14 protein-coding genes are annotated in these 19006 nt (G+C 65.9%); 8 read left to right on the top strand and 6 right to left on the bottom strand.

The window, feature by feature from the left end; all coding sequences use genetic code 11:
- Positions 1 to 8: 8 nt before the first annotated feature.
- From CDV49_RS15030 to mltG, 3 genes are all read left to right on the top strand, one after another.
- Positions 9 to 725, top strand: coding sequence for a GNAT family N-acetyltransferase (locus tag CDV49_RS15030; RefSeq protein WP_088216221.1), 717 nt, complete (start codon positions 9 to 11; stop codon positions 723 to 725).
- 85 nt (positions 726 to 810) lie between these two features.
- The gene (fabF, locus tag CDV49_RS15025) at positions 811 to 2073 is read left to right on the top strand and encodes a beta-ketoacyl-ACP synthase II (RefSeq protein ID WP_088216220.1); all 1263 of its coding nucleotides are present in this window, start codon (positions 811 to 813) and stop codon (positions 2071 to 2073) included.
- Positions 2073 to 3266 (top strand): endolytic transglycosylase MltG, encoded by a 1194-nt coding sequence (gene mltG / locus CDV49_RS15020; protein ID WP_088216219.1) that lies wholly within the window; start codon positions 2073 to 2075, stop codon positions 3264 to 3266. Before fabF ends, mltG begins: the two co-directional genes overlap by 1 nt.
- 27 nt (positions 3267 to 3293) lie before the next feature.
- On the opposite strand, the gene CDV49_RS15015 is transcribed toward mltG, so the two are convergent.
- From CDV49_RS15015 to CDV49_RS15005, 3 genes are all read right to left on the bottom strand, one after another.
- Positions 3294 to 5843 (bottom strand): HWE histidine kinase domain-containing protein, encoded by a 2550-nt coding sequence (locus CDV49_RS15015; RefSeq protein ID WP_218821987.1) that lies wholly within the window; start codon positions 5841 to 5843, stop codon positions 3294 to 3296.
- On the bottom strand, positions 5843 to 6394 hold the full coding sequence (locus tag CDV49_RS15010; RefSeq protein WP_143413182.1) for a biliverdin-producing heme oxygenase: 552 nt from the start codon (positions 6392 to 6394) through the stop codon (positions 5843 to 5845). Before CDV49_RS15010 ends, CDV49_RS15015 begins: the two co-directional genes overlap by 1 nt.
- Before the next feature lie 114 nt (positions 6395 to 6508).
- Positions 6509 to 8140 carry an MFS transporter gene (locus CDV49_RS15005; RefSeq protein WP_088216280.1) on the bottom strand — a complete coding sequence of 544 codons (1632 nt, stop codon included), beginning with the start codon at positions 8138 to 8140 and terminating at the stop codon, positions 6509 to 6511.
- Between the two features lie 159 nt (positions 8141 to 8299).
- On the opposite strand from CDV49_RS15005, the gene CDV49_RS15000 reads away from it, so the two are divergent.
- Positions 8300 to 9745 (top strand): YsnF/AvaK domain-containing protein, encoded by a 1446-nt coding sequence (locus CDV49_RS15000; protein WP_088216217.1) that lies wholly within the window; start codon positions 8300 to 8302, stop codon positions 9743 to 9745.
- Positions 9746 to 9910: 165 nt separating this feature from the next.
- Here the strand turns inward: CDV49_RS15000 and CDV49_RS14995 are convergent, their stop codons facing one another.
- A complete protein-coding gene (locus CDV49_RS14995; RefSeq protein WP_088216216.1) occupies positions 9911 to 11743 on the bottom strand; it encodes a M3 family oligoendopeptidase in 1833 nt (610 codons plus the stop codon).
- 198 nt (positions 11744 to 11941) lie between these two features.
- Between CDV49_RS14995 and CDV49_RS14990 the strand changes: the two genes are divergently transcribed.
- Positions 11942 to 12637: an SDR family NAD(P)-dependent oxidoreductase gene (locus CDV49_RS14990; protein WP_088216215.1), complete on the top strand. Its 696-nt coding sequence runs from the start codon at positions 11942 to 11944 to the stop codon at positions 12635 to 12637.
- A 66-nt stretch (positions 12638 to 12703) separates the two neighbouring features.
- Here the strand turns inward: CDV49_RS14990 and CDV49_RS14985 are convergent, their stop codons facing one another.
- Positions 12704 to 14317, bottom strand: a complete 1614-nt coding sequence (locus CDV49_RS14985) for an ATP-dependent DNA ligase (protein WP_088216214.1) — start codon at positions 14315 to 14317, stop codon at positions 12704 to 12706.
- Positions 14314 to 15327 (bottom strand): ligase-associated DNA damage response exonuclease, encoded by a 1014-nt coding sequence (locus CDV49_RS14980; protein WP_088216213.1) that lies wholly within the window; start codon positions 15325 to 15327, stop codon positions 14314 to 14316. The genes CDV49_RS14985 and CDV49_RS14980 overlap by 4 nt, the downstream gene beginning before the upstream one ends.
- Before the next feature lie 457 nt (positions 15328 to 15784).
- On the opposite strand from CDV49_RS14980, the gene CDV49_RS14975 reads away from it, so the two are divergent.
- From CDV49_RS14975 to CDV49_RS14965, 3 genes are read left to right on the top strand one after another with little or no spacing between them, the layout of a single operon-like run.
- Positions 15785 to 17200: a circularly permuted type 2 ATP-grasp protein gene (locus CDV49_RS14975; RefSeq protein WP_088216212.1), complete on the top strand. Its 1416-nt coding sequence runs from the start codon at positions 15785 to 15787 to the stop codon at positions 17198 to 17200.
- 4 nt (positions 17201 to 17204) lie between these two features.
- Positions 17205 to 18155 carry an alpha-E domain-containing protein gene (locus CDV49_RS14970; RefSeq protein WP_088216211.1) on the top strand — a complete coding sequence of 317 codons (951 nt, stop codon included), beginning with the start codon at positions 17205 to 17207 and terminating at the stop codon, positions 18153 to 18155.
- Positions 18152 to 18973 (top strand): transglutaminase family protein, encoded by an 822-nt coding sequence (locus tag CDV49_RS14965; protein ID WP_088216210.1) that lies wholly within the window; start codon positions 18152 to 18154, stop codon positions 18971 to 18973. The genes CDV49_RS14970 and CDV49_RS14965 overlap by 4 nt, the downstream gene beginning before the upstream one ends.
- Positions 18974 to 19006 lie beyond the last annotated feature (33 nt).

The following is a 19006-nucleotide window of genomic DNA, read 5'->3' as shown; positions in this document are numbered from 1 at the left end:
GGACTGACATGACCAAGCGCTTTGGAGATCCCGTCGCCGACTGGACCGCCGCCCGGAAGCCGGAGGCGACGCCGCTGGCGGGCCGGTACTCGAGGCTCGAACGGCTGGAGGAGGATGCCCATGCCGCGCCGCTCCATGCGGCGAACGGGGCGGATGACGCGATCTGGGATTACCTTCCCTATGGGCCTTTCGCCACGGCGGAGGATTACGGAAGATGGGTGCGTGACGTGTCGGCGCTGGAGGATCCGTTCTTCTTCGCCATCCGTGACCTGGACCGGGAAGGCACCCCCGCCGGCGTGGCGAGCTTTCTGCGCATCACGCCGGATGTGGGCACCATCGAGATCGGGCACATCAACCTCTCTCCCGCGTTGCAGGGGCGGCGCGCGGCGACGGAGGCGCTGTCGCTGATGATCGGCTGGGCCTTCGATGCGGGCTATCGCCGGGTGGAGTGGAAATGCGACAGCTTCAACCTGCCCTCCCGGCGGGCGGCGGCCCGGCTGGGTTTCAGCTACGAGGGGACGTTCCGCCAGGCGGCCATCACGAAGGGCCGCAACCGCGATACGGCATGGTTTGCCATCATCGACAAGGACTGGCCCGATATCCGCGCGGCGCATGCCGCCTGGCTTGATCCGGGGAATTTCGCGGCGGACGGGCGCCAGAAGACACGGCTTTCGGACCTGACCGAACCGCTGCTCGTCGCCCGCGACCCCGGGGCCGCGGGTTGAGACGCGCCCCGGAGATTGCACCACGCGGCCCCCGCGTGTAAGAGCGGCACCCAGAAAACCGCCGGAGAAGGCAGGAGGAACGAGCATGCGCAGGGTCGTCGTCACGGGTCTCGGACTGGTCACGCCGCTGGCGTCGGGAGTGGAGGAAACCTGGTCCCGGCTGTTGGCGGGGGAGTCGGGGGCAGGCCCCATCACCCGGTTCGACACCACCGGCCTCGCCACGACCTATGCCTGCGAAGTGCCCTATGGCGACGGCACGGACGGAACATTCAACCCCGACGACTGGATGGAGCCGAAGGAGCAGCGCAAGGTCGATACCTTCATCCTCTACGGCATGGCCGCCGCCACCCAGGCGATCCGCGACAGCGGCTGGGAGCCCGCGACCGAGGAGGACAAGGAGCGGACGGGCGTGATGATCGGCTCCGGTATCGGCGGGCTGAACTCCATCGCGGAAACCGCGCTGCTCATCAAGGAGAAGGGACCGCGCCGCGTATCGCCCTTCTTCATCCCGGGCGCGCTCATCAACCTTGTCTCGGGGCAGGTGTCGATCCGCTTCGGCTTCAAGGGACCGAACCATTCCGTCGTCACCGCCTGTTCCACCGGTGCCCATGCCATCGGCGATGCCGCGCGGCTCATCATGCTGGGCGATGCGGATGTGATGGTCGCGGGCGGCGCCGAGGCCGCGATCTGCCAGATCGGCATCGCGGGCTTCAATGCCTGCAAGGCGCTTTCCACCAAGCGGGCCGACGATCCCAAATCTGCCTCCCGTCCCTATGACGCGGATCGCGACGGCTTCGTCATGGGCGAAGGCGCGGGCATCGTCGTGCTGGAGGAATACGAGCACGCAAAGGCGCGGGGCGCGAAGATCTACGCCGAGGTGCTGGGCTACGGCCTCTCCGGCGACGCCTATCACATCACCGCTCCTGCGGAGGACGGTGACGGCGGCTTCCGCTCGATGAAGGCGGCGCTGAACCGGGCCGGGATGCAACCCTCCGACATCGACTACATCAACGCGCATGGCACCTCCACCATGGCGGATACGATCGAACTCGGCGCGGTGGAGCGGCTGATGGGCGATGCGGCGGCCTCCGCCACGATGTCCTCCACGAAATCGTCCATCGGCCACCTGCTCGGCGCGGCCGGGTCGGTGGAGGCGATCTTCTGCATTCTGGCGATCCGCGATCAGGTCGCACCGCCGACGATCAACCTCGACAATCCGGCCGTGGAACCGACGCTCGACCTTGCGCCGAACAAGGCGGTGAAGCGCAAGATCGACGTGGCGCTGTCCAACTCCTTCGGCTTCGGCGGCACGAATGCGTCGCTGGTGATCGGGCGGGTGACCGGCTGATGTGGCGTAACATCGCCTCCAACGCGCTGACGCTGTTCATCGTGCTTCTGGCGGCGGTGGCGGGCGTCGTCGCCTGGGGCAAGCGGGAGTTCTCAGGGCAGGGGCCGCTTGCGCAGGCGATCTGCTTTCAGGTGCCCCGCGGCGCCTCCATGAGCGCCGTCGCCGAACGGCTGGCCGATCAGGGTGCGATTTCCCACGCGGCCATCTTCCGCATCGGCGCGAACTACCGGGAGCAGTCGGGCAACCTGAAGTTCGGCTCCTACCTCATCCCCCCCGGCGCACCGATGGAGTCCATCCTCCAGAGCCTGACGCAGGCCGGACAGAGCACCTGCGGGACGGAGATCAATTACCGCATCGGCGTGCTTGTCGCCGATACCGTGGTACGGGAGCTTGACCCGACAACCAACCGCTACGTGGAAGTGGTGAAGTTCGACCCCGCGACGGAAGCGGCTCCGGCGCAATATGTCGATCTCGCCCAGGGGCAGGACGTGCGCTTCCGTGTGACGCTGGCCGAAGGCGTGACGAGCTGGCAGGTGGTCGAGGCGCTGAAACGCGCGGAGTTCCTCTCGGGAGAGGTGGGCACGGTCCCGGCGGAGGGATCGCTCTCCCCCGACAGCTATGAGGTCACCCGCGGCGGCAACCGGGCGCAGCTCATTGGCCAGATGGAGAACCGGCAGGCGGCGACGCTGGCGGATCTCTGGGCCAACCGCGCCGAAGGTCTGCCCTACGACACGCCGGAGGAGGCCCTCGTCATGGCTTCCATCGTGGAGAAGGAAACCGCGGTGCCGGAGGAGCGCCGCCGGGTCGCCAGCGTGTTCGTCAACCGTCTGCAGCAGGGGATGCGGCTTCAGACCGACCCGACGGTGATCTATGGCGTCACGCAGGGGAAAGGCGCGCTTGGCCGGGGCCTGCGGCAGAGCGAGCTGCGGCGGGTCACCCCGTACAACACCTATGTCATCGACGGGCTGCCGCCCACGCCCATCGCCAATCCGGGCCGGCTGTCGATCGAGGCCGCGCTGAACCCCGAGCAGACGGCCTACCTCTTCTTCGTCGCGGATGGCACGGGGGGGCACGCCTTCGCCACCACCCTGCAGGAGCATAACCGCAATGTCGCCCGCTGGCGGGAGATCGAACGGACGCAGGGCCTGCCGCCGGATGCGACCGGCACCAATGTCGGCGGCGCGGATCAGTAGCCCGACCCGCGGCCGGGGCGGGCCAAGTCAGACCTTGCCCGCCAGCCGCGCCTGTTCCCTGCTCAGGGCGGCCAGGATCATTTCCGCTTCATAGGGTTTCTGCACCACGGGGATGTTCTCGAACACCGAGGGAATGATGGAACTGTCCCCGTAGCCCGTGGCGAAGACGAACGGGATCTTCCGTCGGATCAGCTCCTCCGCCACCGGGAAGGACGTGTCGCGCCCGAGGTTCACGTCCAGAACGGCGAGATCGGGCGCCGCGCGCTCTATCATCGACAGGGCCTCTCCCGAGGCGCGGGCTGCGGACACGTTGTCATAACCAAGATCGCCCAGCATCGCCTCCACATCCATCGCGATCAGCACCTGATCTTCGACCAGGAGGATGTTCAGGTCATGCGCGGGCGCGTCGGCTTGTGACTCCGGCTTGGGCAGGGACATGGATTCCTCCGTAGGTGCGGGATCGGCTCCGCTCGGCGTAACATGCTGGGCAGGGATCAGGAAACGGGCGCGCAGGCCTTCGGGCGCGAAAACCACTTCCGCCTCGCCGTCCAGATCATGCGGGATGGAGCGGGTGATGAGTGTGGAGCCGAACCCGTCGCGCTTCGGCTCGACGACCTCCGGCCCGTCGCTTTCCGTCCAGGTGATCTCCACCGCTCCGTCGGCACGGCGCTGCCAGCCGACGAGCAGCCTGCCCTGAGGCTCCGACAGCGCGCCGTATTTCGCCGCATTGGTCGCCATCTCATGCAGCACAAGGGCCAGTACCGGGAAGGCGCGCACGTCAAGATGCACGGGTTCCCCGGAAAGTGTGACCGCATGGCCAAGATAGGGGCCAAGTTCCGCCCGCATCAGGTCATCGAGCATCCCGCCATCTTCGCCGCGGATCACCTGATCATGGGCATAGGCCAACGCCTGAATGCGTCCGCGCAAATCCTCCACATAATCCCTCAGGCTACCGCCATCGACGACCGGCTGACCGATCAGCGACTTTATGAGCGCCAGCACGTTCTTCACCCGGTGGTTCAGCTCGTCGTTCAGCACCCGCTGTCGCAGGGCGGCGCGGTCGCGCTCATCGGCCAGCAGCTCGCTGTGGCGGAGCAGGATTTCCGTGATCGCGCTGCGGATCGATTCCGCCGCGTCTACTTCCTGAACGGTCCAGGGGCGCGACTGCTGATAGACGGTCTCTTTCCAGATGGCGAATCTGCGCCGGGGCGTAAGCCGGTCGCCATGGGGGCCGGTCGTATAGGTCTTGTTCGGGTCTCCGGCCCAGTCGAGCGACTGGATGATCTCCTTGCGGAAGAAGAACATGTAATCGCGCGGCAACTGCGACAGTGGGATGATGAGCAGGCCGGAGGCCGCCCCGTGATATTCCGCCGCTTCGGGCAGCACGGAGGACAGCGCATTGGTGGACCAGACCCGCCCCTGCGCCACATCCCGCAAATCGGCGACGATGCTCCGCGCCGCGCCCGGGGGCGGGGTGGTGCCGGTTTCTGTCCACAACCCGTCGATCAGCAGCGCGGCGCCGTCGGCATGCAGCACCTGCGCAAGCTCCGGCAGGCTGCGGACCAGCACCCGATCCGGCGGTGTGGTGCTGCCGAGATAGGTCAGTCGCTCCACGGTCGCCCGTACCTCACGCGCGAGCTCCAGCTTCTCCTGCCGCTGGAGGGAACTTAGCTGGAGGGAGAGGAACTCACCGAACATCTCCATCGACACGCGGAGCGACATCGGCAGGACACGGCTTTCGTAATGGTGGCAGGCAATCAGCCCCCAGAGGCGCCCATCCACCACGATGGAGATCGACATGGAAGCGCCCACCCCCATGTTGCGCAGATATTCGCAGTGGATGGGAGAGACGGCGCGCAGATGGGCCTGTGACAGATCGAGCTTGCGCCCTTGGTCATCCACTTCCGGCAGAAGCGGGACGCGGTGGTCGGACGCATCGGATATGATGCGGATGGTGTTGCGGAGATAAAGCGCGCGGGCCTGGATGGGAATATCCGCTGCCGGGAAATACTGGCCGAGGAAGCTTTCCAGGTCATTCCGTTTCGTCTCGGCGATCACCTTGCCGGACCCGTCCTCCTGAAAGGCATAGGCCATCACCCGGTCATATCTGGTGGTGCCGCGGACCAGCCGGACAGCCTGCTGGATAAGGGCTGATTCCTGATCGATGCGGCGGATGCGGGCCATCAGGGTGCGGCTGATCTCCAGCGGTGCGCCGCCGCCTTCCTCCGCGGGCTCGAACTCCACCACGATCTCGTCGCCGGAGCGGTGGATGGCGATGTCGAACAGGGGACTGCCCTCCCGTGCCTCCACGGCGAAGAGCAGGGCGGGACGGTCGATGGCGAGCAAGAGAGCGTTGCGGAGCCGGTGAAGGGTCCCACGTCCCAGAACGGCGTCGGTCGATGTGCCGGGACGGAGCTCGGGCGCCTCCAGCATGGCTGCGGCATTGGCGGAGACACGGGTCACCACCGTAAGATCGCCGCTCAGGGCCAGCAGACAGCCATGCGGTTGAGTGGCGCCGGGAATGTGGATCGGCTCGCGGTCGCAGGTCGTCAGATCGAGCTGGAAGTCTCCCTGCATCAGTCCCTCTTTCCGAAGGCGTTCTGGGCGAGGGCGAAGCAGGTGCTGCTCGCCGTTGCGGCCAGACCCAGATCGAAGTCGCTCTCCGCCTCCAGCCGGACGAGGAACTCCCGCCACTCGGGCACGCGCCCCGCCTGAAGGGCAAGGTGCCGCGCTCCGTGGTCGCCCGTCAGGCCAAGCGTCTGTGACCGCCGCAGCAGCACCTGCGCCCCGAGGGTCGCGCCTTCCAGAACGTAGAGCGTGCCGTAAGCCGTCTCGCGCCGCGCATCAAGAAGGGGGCCTCCCGCCAGCGGGGCCATCGGTGTCAGGCCAAGATCGCCGATATCGGAGAGGAGGGCGGGAGCCACGCGGGCCGGCCGCCAGCCCCGAAGCCCCTCCGGCAGCGGCATGCTCTCCAGTGCCGTCTCCACCACCGCCCTGAACCGGTGAAGCGCCAGGAGATAGTCCCCATAGCCGGCCAAGCTGTCCACGCCGCCGACGGCCTTGTCCACGGCGTCATGCGAGGCATGCGTTGCGGCCCGCAGGTGCCAGCGTCGCGGCATATCCGTCATGAAAGTTCCCTTCTCGCCAGGCATTCCGGTGCAGGCCGCACCCTTCCCGCACGCGGCCGGCCAACGCATGGGATACGGGGGGAGGTATAGTGCTCTTTGACGGTCTCGCCAGAGCTAGTGAATGCTTTCGCTGATCGGCTTCAGCGGCAGATCGTCATGCGGGGGCACCGTCTGCCGTTCGATCATCCGGTGAACGCGCGGTGGCGCATCGCCGGAATGAAGGGTGCGGAGCCGCTTGGTGATCTCGTAATCCCCGACGGTACGGCGCTGGTTATGGCGGAGGTAGTCCATCCATGTCGGCACATGATAGCTTTCCGTCCAGAGGTCCGGCTGTTCGAGGTCACGCAGGAGCGCCCATTGGCGCGCGCCATCCCGGATGCGGATGCGGCGGCGCTCGCTCATCGCGGCAAGGAAGTCGTCGGTGTCCTCGGGGCGGATGACGTAATCGACCATGATCATCAGCGGCCCGCTGCGCTGCTTGATGTCCAGCCGCAGCGCGGGTTCGTTGAAGCGCTCCAGCGGGTCGAGGTTCACGGTGCCGAAGGCCGGCAGGCTCCAGCCCAGCCCGAGCGCCATGCCGAGGACCAGCGTGATGGAGGCCGCGAGCAGCGCGACATCCACCCCGTATCCCTCCGCGATCATGCCCCAGACCCAGCTCCCGATCGCCATGCCTCCGAAGGTGAACGTCTGATAGAAGGCAAGCGCCCGGCCCACGACCCAGCGGGGCGTGGAAAGCTGCACCGTCACGTTGAAGAGCGACAGCGCCATGACCCATCCCGCGCCGCCCAGCAGAAGGAACAGGCAGCTCAGCCACAGGTCCCGGCTGATGGCGAGAACGGCCGTGGTGATCGCCACGGCGAGAAAGCCGCAGCGGGCGACATTCTCGTTCGACAGCACTTCCCGCAAGCGTGCGTTGGAGAGCGCCCCCCCGATCGCGCCCAGGCCGAAACAGCCGAGCAGCAGGCCATAAGTCAGCGCGGTGCCGTTCAGCAGCCGCTGCGACACGACCGGCAGCAGCGCCAGGATGGAGACCGCGGAGAAGCCGAAGCAGAAGGCCCGCAGCATCACTTTCAGCAGATGCGGCGACATGGAGACATAGCGCAGGCCGGAGCCGATGGCGCGGCCCAGCGGTTCACGCGCAAGCGGTGCGGGTTTGGGCTCCGGCTTCCAGCGCCAGAGCGCGAAGATGAGCGAGACATAACTGAGCGCGTTCAGCGCGAAGGCCACCGCCGCTCCCGCCGTCGCCACAATGATGCCGCCGATGGCCGGCCCGACGCTCCGCATCAGGTTGAAGCCCATGGAGTTCAGCGACACGGCCTGAGCCAGATCCTGCCGGGGAACGATGTCGCCCATGGAGGATTGCCATGACGGGTTGTGAAGCGCTGTGCCCACGCCGATCAGGAAGGTGAAGCCCAGAAGCGTCCAAGGCGTCAGCAGTCCGGCAAAAGCGGTCAGCGCCAGTCCGATGGACACGAGCAGCATGAAGGACTGCGCGAACAGCATGATCCGCCGCCGGTCGAGCGTATCGGCCAGTGCACCAGCCGGGATGGAGAACAGCATGATGGGCAGTGTGGTGGAGGCCTGAACCAGCGCCACGAGACCGGTGGACGTGGTCAGCGTGGTCATCATCCAGCCCGCGCCCACGCCCTGTATCAACCCGCCGAGGTTGGACAGCAGCGTGGCCATCCACAGCATCCGAAACGTCTTGTGACGGAAGGGGGCGAGAGAGGAGGGGCGTTCAGGCACGGAAGCGTCCTCGCATGGCTGCTTAACGACCGAATATGTCGTTCTGGCTGCAACGGCAATGGCGGGATAGCTGCGCACCGCAGGATGTGACCTTTCCGCGATAAACGGGAACATCGCCGCTTAAGCGGCGTTTCATTCCCCGATCGCGGAGGGTGCGAGATGCGCGATGAGGAGTTGGTACTGCCGCTTGCCGAGGAACACGCGACGATCTCCGTGAGAAACAGCGTGTCAGGCCGGGTGAGCGTTCATCTTCGTACTGAAACCGTTGTCGAGACTGCGGAAGTGGAACTGGCTTCCACGGAAGTGGAGGTGAAGCGTGTTGCGATCAACCGGGAGGTGGATGCGGTCCCCGAGACGCGTGTCGAGGACGGTGTCACAATCATCCCCGTGGTCGAGGAACGTCTGGTCGTCCAGCGGCGGCTGGTACTTACGGAAGAGATACATCTGATCCAGCGCCAGAGGCGCGACGCCGTTTCCATGCCCGTGACCCTGAGGCGTCAACGGGCGGAGATCTTCAGAAGCGGCCGATCGTCCGAGGCTTCATCCATGAGAGAGGACCATATCATGGCCGACTATGGAAACCGGAACTTGACGGCATTTTTCGACAGCAAGGCGGAGGCGGACAAGGCGCGGAACGCGCTGAAGGCTCTGGGCCTCCCCGACAGTTCCATCCGCGTTACCGGGGGCGAGGAATATGCCGGCCGCGCCTCCTCGGATTATGAGGATCGCGGCTTCTGGGAGAGCATCTCCGACTTCTTCTTCCCCGGCGACGAACGCGAGACCTATGCCGAAGGGCTGCGCCGCGGGGGCTACCTCGTGGCAGTGAGCAATGTACCTGACGACAAGCATGATCACGTGCTCGACATCCTGGAGGACGAAGGGGCCATCGATCTCGACGTTCGCGCGGATGAATGGCGTCAGCAGGGCTGGGGCGGAGAAACCGCGACCGGTGCGGCCACCGCCGCTGCGACCGGTGCGGCAGCGACTGCGGCAGCCGCAATGAGCAGCACGCGCGGCGATACGATGCCGAAGCAGATGGCCGCGTCGCAGCAAGCGACTTCCGGCCAGATGGGCGGCACCGTCGGCAGCGCTCCGACTGCTGCGGCCTATGATGCAGCACGTGCCTATTCCGACAGGGACGAGGAAGAATATCGCGCCACCGACGAGATCATCCCGATCGTCGAGGAGCAGCTCCGCGTCGGCAAGCGGGACGTGAACCTTGGCCGGGTGCGGGTACGCTCCTACGTGGTGGAGACGCCGGTCTCCGAGGAGGTCACTCTCCACAGCGACCACGTCGAGATCGACCGTCATCCGGTGGATCGGGCGGTGAAGGCGGGTGAGGATCTGTTTCGCGAACGCGTAATCGAGGCCGAGGAACACGCAGAAGAAGCCGTGATCAGCAAGGAAACCCGGGTGAAGGAGGAGATCGCGCTCCGCCGTCATCAGGAGGATCACACCGAAACCGTATCCGACAAAGTGCGCCACACCGAGGTGGAGATCGAGGACGCACGCAAGGAAATGAAAACGCGGAGCGCCGAAGTCATCGACTCCAAGGATATGGCGGCGATGCGGGATACGAAGGACAAACCCGTTCGCCCCATCTGACTCCGGGCCGGCGGTGGGCCGCCTTTGGGAGACGCTGACACTTCTGGGGCCGGCTCATTATCGGGCCATCTGACCCTCGGGCCGCCTGACCCTTGGGCCGCCTCATTGTCGGGAACGCATCGCGAGGGGGCGGCCGCAGGAGCCGCCCTTTCGCTTGCTGACGGTTCAGGCTTCGGAGCCATCTTCCATGGCTTCCAGCTCATCTATGAAGCCGGAAATCATCGACAGGCCCTTGTCCCAGAAGGCGGGATCCGTCGCGTCCAGCCCGAAGGGGGCGAGAAGTTCCTTGTGATGCTTCGACCCGCCCGCCTTCAGCAGCGCGAAATACTTGTCCTGGAAGGAGGGATCGCCTTCCTCATAGACCGCGTAGAGCGCATTCACCAACCCGTCGCCGAAGGCATAGGCATAGACGTAGAACGGCGAATGCACGAAGTGCGAGATATAGGTCCAGTAGGTCTCGTAGCCTTCCATGAACCGGAAGGCATCGCCGAGGCTTTCCGCCTGCACGGACATCCAGAGCGCGTTGATGTCCTCTGGCGTGAGCTCACCCTCCCGGCGCGCGGCATGTAGCTTGCATTCGAAGTCATAGAACGCGATCTGCCGGACGACGGTGTTGATCATGTCCTCCACCTTGCCGGCGAGGAGCGTCTTCTTCTCTTCCGGCGTCTTCGCCTCCGCCAGCAGTTTGCGGAAGGTCAGCATCTCCCCGAACACGCTCGCCGTTTCTGCCAGCGTCAGCGGGGTGGAGGACAGAAGCTCTCCCTGTCCCGCGGCCAGCACCTGATGGACCCCATGGCCCAGTTCATGGGCAAGCGTCATCACGTCCCGCGGTTTGCCGAGGTAGTTGAGCATGACATAGGGATGCACTTCGGTGACGGTCGGATGCGCAAAGGCACCGGGCGCCTTGCCGGGCTTCACGCCCGCGTCGATCCAGCCCTTGGTGAAGAACGGCTCCGCGATCTCCGCCATCTTGGGTGAGAAGTCGGAATAGGCGTCAAGCACCGTCTTCTTCGCCGTCGTCCAGTCCACCGTTGTCGGCGCATCGACGGGAAGGGGGGCGTTCCTGTCCCAGATCTCCAGATGGTCTAACCCCATCCACTTCGCCTTCAGACGGTAGTAGCGGTGGGAGAGCCTCGGATAGGCCGCGACCACGGCGTTGCGCAGCGCCTCCACCACCTCCGGCTCCACCTGATTGGACAGATGGCGGGCGGTCTGGGCGGTCGGCATCTTGCGCCAGCGGTCCTCGATCTCCTTTTCCTTGGCGAGCGTGTTGTGGACACGGGAAAAGAGCTTGATGTTCTGGCCGAACACCCGCGCCAGCTCCCGCGCCGCCGCTTCCCGCGTCGCGCGGTCGGTGTCGGTCAGCAGATTGAGCGTGGCCTCAAGGTTGAGCGTCTCGTCCTTGACGGTGAACTCCAGCCCGGCGGTCGTCTCATCGAACAGCCGGTTCCACGCAGCAGCCCCGACGGCGGACTGGTCGTGCAGGAACGTCTCCAGCTCATCGGAAAGCTGGTAGGGGCGCATGGCGCGGATCCGCTCGAAGATCGGCTTGTAGCGGGCGAGATCGGCGTTCTCCGCAAAGCGAGCCTCCAGCGCCGCATCGTCGATCCGGTTCAGTTCGAGCGAGAAGAACACCAGCGGCGTGGTGAAGGTCGTGATCCTGTCCTGACAGTCGGAGAGGAACTTGGCCCGCGCGCTGTCCATGGTGTTCTGATAGTAGCGCAACCCGGCATAGGACATGACCCGCCCCGCCACGGTGTCGATCCGCTCATAGCGGCGGACGACCTCCAGCAGCCCCGCCGCGTCCAGATCGGCCAGACGACCCTGATAGGACGCGGCGAAATCGGCACATTCGGCCTCCAGCCAGTCCATGTCCTCCCTGAGCTTCGGTGCGTCCGGGGCGGCGTAGAGGTCGGTCAGGTCCCATTCCGGCAGATCGCCGAACGCGGCTGCGCCGGAGGCGGTGTCGAAAACGGGTCGGGGGAGGGGCAGGGCCATGGCAAGTCTCCTTTTGCGCCATAAACTGGTGTGGTCGGCGGGAGAGTGCAAGCTGTAGCAACGCCGGACGGCGGCGCGCGGACGGTGGTGTGATCCTTGCGGAGCTGTATGAGGCCCGTCATTCGTGCAGGAATTTCCGGGCTGAAGGACGCGGCTTCGGTCGCTATGATCCGCCTGCAAGGCAAGCGGAGGATACCCATGCTCAAGGTGGCTTTGGTGACCGGAGGAACCCGCGGCATCGGCAGGGCCATAGCGGAGGATCTGCAGCGGGACCACAAGGTCGTGATCACGTGGCGGACAACGGCGCCGGAGGGCCTTTCCCCGGACATCAGTGCCATTCGTGCTGATCTAGCCGAGCCGGATGCGGCTTTCCGGGTCGTGGCGGAAGTGATGGCGCAGCTGGGTCGTCTGGACGTGATCGTCAACAATGCGGGTGTCGTTCGGCACACCCCGAAGGAGCGCTTCGATGCGGCAGCGGCGACGGCGATTCTTGCGGTCAATCTGCTCGCGCCCCAGGCCCTCCTCGCGGCAGCCTTGCCGCATCTGAAACCCGGTTCTGCCATCGTGAACATATCTTCCGTGAATGCCGTGCTGCCCCCGCGCGACGCTTCCACCTATGGGGCGAGCAAGGCTGCGCTGAACCTCTGGACCCGCGCCATGGCGAAGGAGCTGGGCGGCAGGGGGATTCGGGTAAATGCCGTGGCTCCTGGCGCCATCAATACCCCAGAGCACCCCCGGTCCGCGGAATTGACCGCGCTTTTCGTCGGGGAGACCGCTCTCGGCCGGATGGGGGAACCGCGCGACATCGCCCGCGCCGTTCGCTTTCTGGTGAGCGAGCAGGCAGGGTTCATCACCGGAGAGGTTCTTACTGTCTCCGGCGGGTATCGTCTCTGACCGCCCCTCGTGGACAGCCGTCTTGCAGGCCGCGGGCCATTACCCGGGCGGAGGGGTCATCACCCGCTACCCGGGCGGAGCGGGCCGGGCTTCCGCCTCTGCGAGCAAAGCGCGGAGCGTATCGAGCGTGTCGATCTCCGACACCGGCTTGTCCTGACGCCAGCGGAGCATCCGGGGGAAGCGGAGCGCGATGCCGGATTTGTGGCGGGGGGAGGGCTGGATTCCCTCGAATCCGATCTCGAACACCAGTTCGGGCGGCACGCGCCGGACCGGGCCGAAGCGTTCGAGCGTATGGCTGCGGACCCATTGGCTGATCTTGCGGAACTCCGCATCCGTCAGGCCGGAATAGGCCTTGGTGAAGGGCACGAGTTCGTTGCCGTCCCGCACTGCGAAGGTGAAGTCGGTATAAAGCGTCGCGCGCCTTCCGTGACCCGCCTGTGCATAGATCATCACCGCATCGACCGTCATCGGATCGACCTTCCACTTCCACCAGTCGCCCCGCTTCCGCCCGCCGGTGTAGGGCGAGGCGAGCCGCTTCAGCATCAGGCCCTCCGCGCCGATCGCGCGGGCGCGGTCGCGCTCACCGGGCAGGCTGTCCCAGCCGTCGAAGGCGAGAAGCGGCGAGAGGTGGAGCGGCAGGTCTGGCGGCATCGCCCCGACAAGAGCCTCCAGCGCGGCCCGGCGTTCGGAGAGCGGCAAGTCGCGGATGTCCCGCCCCTCGGCCTCGAGCAGGTCATAGGCCAGCAGCACCACGGGCGCGTCATTGAGCACCTTGCGGGACAGGGTCTTGCGCCCGATCCGCGTCTGAAGGGCGGAGAAGGGAAGGGGGGCCTCCCCCTCCCACGCGAGTATCTCGCCGTCGATCACCGTCCCGTCGGGCAGGAAGTCCAGCGCGCGGGCAAGCTCCGGGAAGCGGTCGGTCACCAGTTCCTCCCCCCGGGACCAGAGGAAATGCGCGCCGCCGCGCCGGATGAGTTGCCCCCGGATGCCGTCCCATTTCCATTCCGCGATCCAGTCCGCCGGCGGCCCCAGCGCCACCGCCTCGCCTTCCAGCGGCGAGGCGAGACAGAACGGATAGGGCCGCGAGAGGTCCGCCTCCGGGTCCGGTTCGAGCACGAGGCGCGCGAAGGTGGTGGTGTCCGGCGTCCAGCCGCCCATCAGCCGGTGGGCAAGGGTGGCTTCCTCCACCCCGGTGGCTTCCGCCAGCGCGCGGGTCATCAGGCCCTGGCTCACCCCCATGCGGAAGCCGCCCGTGATGAGCTTGTTGAAGATGAAGCGCTCCTCCCCTCCCAGGCGGTCCCAGATGCCGAGGATCACCTGCTTGCGCGCGGGCTCGTCCATGAGTGCGATATCCCGCAGCCGGGCGATCCAGTCGGACAGCGGCAGGTCTTCCGTGCCCTTGGGGGCCGGAAGCAGCAGGGCGATCGTCTCCGCAAGATCGCCGACCATGGCGTAGCTTTCCTCGAACAGCCAGAAGGGCAGTCCGGCGGCCTCCGCCGCCCATTCGGCCAGCCGCGTGGCATTCACCGCGCGCTTCGGACGGCGGCCGGAGAGGAGGGCGATGGTCCAGAGCCGGTCCGCGTCATCGGCGGTGCGGAAGTAGTCCGCCAGCGCCGTCACCTTGGCCCCCGTCTTGGTCGTGCGGTCCAGTGCGGCAAAAAGGGCGGCGAAGCGCTTCATTCGACCACCTCATCGCCCGCTTCGTCGCCCTCGTAACGGGTCTCGACGATGGCGGCGTCGAAGCCTTGTTCGGCAAGCCACCTGCGGAACGGTTGTGTATAGCCGTGGGTGACGAAGACACGCTCCGCCCCGGTCGCCCGGATCGCGCTGTTCAGCCCCGCCCAGTCTGCATGGTCGGACAGCACGAAGCCCCGCTGCACGCCCCGGTTCCGCCGCACGCCGCGCAAGGCCATCCAGCCGGAGGCGAGGGCTGTCTCCGCCGCGCCAAAACGCCGCACCCAAGGCGAGGCCAGCGCAGAGGGGGGCGCCACAACCAGCCCCCCCGGCAGCGCCCGGAGATCGGTCTCCGGCGTCACGCGGACCGTGTCGGGCAGGGAAACCCCCGCCGCCCGCAACGCCTCCGTCGTACCCTCTATCGCGCCATGGGTGAGCAGGGGGCCGATCCCGTTGTCAACGGAGGCGAGGATCCGCTGCGCCTTTCCCAGCGAATAGGCTCCGATGACGGAAAACCGCCCCGCGGCGGCATTCGCCTTCCACCAGTCGTTCACCGCGCCCATGATCTCTGCCTGCGGCTGCCAGGAAAAGATCGGCAGGCCGAACGTGCATTCGGAGATGAAGGTATCGCAGGGCACCGGCTCGAACGGCTCCGACAGGCCGTCCGGTTCGGTCTTGTAATCGCCGGAGACCACCCAGACCTCTCCGTCGCGCTCGATACGCACCTGTGCGGAGCCGGGAACATGGCCGGCCGGATGGAAGGAGAGGGTTACCCCGCCGACCTGCCGCCGCTCCCCATAAGGCAGCACCTCGACCCGCACATCGCCCAGCCGGTAGCGGAGGATGGGCGCGGTGAGCGGCGTGGCGAGATAGCGGTTGCTGCCGATGCGCGCGTGATCCGAATGCGCATGTGTGATCACGGCCCGATCCACCGGACGCCAGGGGTCTATGTGGAAGCCGCCCTCGGGGCAGAAGATCCCGGCATCGGTGAAGGTAAGAAGAGAGTTGCCCCGCATGCGTGAGAGATAGCGGTGTCGCTTGCGTCGGCCACCCCCGCCTTGCCTGGACGAGCACGGCGTGAACGAGCAGGGCGTGAACGAGTGCGGTGGGAAAGAGCACGGCGTGAACGAGTGCGGTGGGAAAGAGCACGGTGGGAGCGAGCGCGACGGGAGCGATTTCGGCAGGCGCAATTTCCGGCGCCGGAGAGCGTTCCGCAGACGTTTCCGAATGGAGGGCGGGTATCCAGCGGACAAGCCGCTGGCGCCTGCGGCGAGGCAAGCGGCGGCCGTCGCCTTTTCCTTCGCCGCCATTGCTCTAGATGCAGAAAAATGTGGCACAATTAGAAGAATGTGATGGCTTTGCGATGAAAAGACCGACAGTCCTGCAGGTGGTAAAGCCAATCACCCGGCGCCGCTCTTCCCTAATGCCAGTCGGGCTGCTTAAGTGAGACAGATCACGGCAGGCCGGCGGGACATGGCGACGACCTATTTTAATGAAATGTTCGATGGCGGGATTGTCCGCCCCCCCTATTCAGGATTGGAAGACTGGACGAAGTCCATGCCTGCCGAACTCCGCACGCTGAAGCAGGCGGAGGCGGAGGCGCTTTTCCGGCGCATCGGCATCACTTTCGCCGTTTACGGCGAGGGCGGCGACCCGGACAGGCTCATCCCTTTCGACATGTTCCCGCGGGTGTTCACGCAGAACGAGTGGCGCAAGCTCGAACGCGGGATCAAGCAGCGGGCCCGCGCGCTGAACGCCTTTCTGGCCGATGTCTATGGGCGGGGGGAGATGATCCGGGCGGGGCGCATTCCGGCATCGCTGGTCTATCGCAACGAAGCGTATGAGAAGGCCGCCGCCGGCTTCATGCCGCCGCGGGGCGTGTTCTCCCATATCGTGGGGATCGACCTCGTGCGGACGGGGCCGGATCAGTTCTACGTGCTGGAGGATAACTGCCGCACCCCGTCCGGCGTCAGCTACATGCTGGAAAACCGGGAGATCATGATGCGCATGTTCCCGCAGCTTTTCCGGCAGAACCGGATCGCGCCGGTGGACCGCTACCCCGAGCTTCTGCGGCGGACGTTGAGCTCGGTCGCCCCCGCGAAATGCGACAGCGATCCGACCATCGTCATCCTGACGCCCGGCCATTTCAACTCCGCCTACTACGAGCATTCCTTTCTGGCCGACCTGATGGGCGTGGAGCTGGTGGAGGGGCAGGATCTGTTCGTGGAGGGGGAATTCGTCTGGATGCGGACGACGGAAGGCCCGAAGCGGGTGGATGTGATCTATCGCCGGATCGACGATGCCTACATCGACCCGCTCTGCTTCCGGCCCGATTCCATGCTGGGCATTCCGGGACTGATGGATGTCTATCGCTCAGGCGGGGTCACCATCTGCTCCGCCCCCGGTGCGGGCGTGGCCGATGACAAGGCGGTCTATACCTATGTGCCCGACATGGTGCGTTTCTATCTCGGGGAAGAACCCATCCTCCAGAACGTGCCCACATGGCAGTGTCACAAGTCGGACGAATACAAATATGTCATGGAGCATCTCCCCGATCTGGTGGTGAAGGAAGTGCATGGCTCGGGCGGCTACGGCATGCTGGTCGGCCCGAAATCGACAAAGGAGCAGATCGCCGCCTTTGCAGAGCGCATCCGTGCCAATCCCTCCAACTACATCGCGCAGCCGACGCTCGCGCTTTCCACCGTGCCGAGTTTCGTGCAGGAGGGGATCGCGCCCCGGCATGTCGATCTGCGGCCCTACTGTCTGGTGGGGGAGCGGGTGGAGCTCGTGCAGGGCGGGCTGACCCGCGTCGCGCTGACGGAGGGATCGCTCGTGGTGAACTCCTCGCAGGGCGGCGGGGTCAAGGACACCTGGGTTCTGGCGGAGTGACGACATGCTGAGCCGGACGGCAGACAACCTCTACTGGATCGCGCGGTATATCGAGCGGGCCGAGACAATGGCGCGGCTGCTCGAAGTGGGCGCGCGGATCGCACTCATGCCGTCTGCTGACGGCTACCGCAGCGAGTGGGAATCGTTGCTGCAGGCTTCCGGTACTGCGGCCGGATTCCAGCACAAATACGGCGATCCCGTTCAGCGCAATATCGAAAGCTACCTGTTCTTCGACCAGGACAACCCGTCCTCCGTCGTCTCCTGTTTCGGCATGGCGCGGGAGAATGCGCGGATCGTGCGCACCGCCCTTACGGCCCAGCTTTGGGATGCCCTGAACGGCGCGTTCCAGGAGCTTCGCAAACTGGAGCGGATGGAGCGGAGCGAGCTTGACGTCAGCACCATGGTGGAATGGACGATGCGCCAGTCCGCATTGATCCGCGGCGCCATGGACACCACGCTTCTGCGCAACGACGGCTACGACTTCCTCAATCTCGGCTTCTATCTCGAGCGGGCGGACAATACCGCGCGGCTGATGGACGTGAAATATTACGTCCTGCTGCCGACGGTGGATCTCGTGGGATCGGGGCTCGACAACTATCAGTGGACGACGCTTCTGCGCGCGATGTCGGCGCAGCGGGCCTTCCACTGGGCCTACGGGGGGGATGTGACGGCGGCCAAGATCGCGCATTTCCTGATCCTGAACCCGCAGAGCCCGCGCTCCCTCCTGACCTGCATGCATTCCGCGAATTCTCATCTCGACCGCCTCGCCCGTGGCTATGGGGGCACGACGGACGCACAGCATATCTCGCGGCGTCTGCTTGCCTCCCTTGCCGATACGCGGGTGGAGGAAATCTTCGATGAAGGACTGCACGAGTTCCTGACACGCTTCATTCAGGACATCGCAGGGCTGGGCCACAGTGTCTATGAAGCCTATCTGAGCGGCGACACCCGATGATTCTCAATGTTCAGCACCGCACCATCTACCGCTACGACATTCCTGTCCGCGGTGTGGTGCAGAGCTTCCGCCTCACCCCGTCCCTGTTCGACGGACAGAAAATCCAGACCTGGTCCATAGACGTGAGCGAGGGCCTGCCGGGCGGCAGTTTCCGCGATGGGGCCGGTGACCGCGTCACCAGTTTCTCCCTCCGGGGTCCGGTGAGCGAGATCACCGTTGCCGTCCGCGGCACGGTGGAGACGATGGACACGTCCGGCGTGCTGCGCAACCACCGGGAGTATGTCGCGCCCGATGCCTATCTTCGCGATACACCGATGACGCGGGCCAATACAGCCTTTGCGGATCTGGCCGCGAGCGTGGGCGATGCGTCGGGTGCCCTTGATCTTGCCCATCGGCTTTCGGATGCCGTGTCGGAGGCCATCGCCTATACACCCGGCGCGACGGAAGCAGGCACGACCGCGGCGGAGGCGCTCGCGCTCGGGCAGGGGGTCTGTCAGGATCAGTCGCATGCGCTCATCACGCTGGCGCGGCTGAAGGATATTCCCGCCCGCTACGTCTCCGGCTACCTGCTGGCCGACGAGGCCGAGGGCGAAACGGCCACCGAGCATCGCGCCGCCCATGCCTGGGCCGAATTGTTCGTGGCCGGGCTGGGTTGGGTGGGTTTCGACGCGGCAAACCGTTGCTGCCCGGATGAACGCTATATCCGTCTGGGGTCGGGCTACGACTCGGTGGATGCCGCGCCGATCCGGGGCATCTCCCGCGGGACGGGAGAGGAGAGACTTGACGTAACGGTTGCCGTTCAGTCCGTGCAGCAATAATCTGCGGAGCGCTGCAAACCACGGGACTGCCCT

Origin of the sequence: Haematobacter genomosp. 1 (assembly GCF_002196855.1) — a bacterium.
GTDB lineage: Bacteria > Pseudomonadota > Alphaproteobacteria > Rhodobacterales > Rhodobacteraceae > Haematobacter.
The sequence above is the reverse complement of the archived record's forward strand: the minus strand, read 5'-3'. Positions and strand labels throughout refer to the sequence as shown.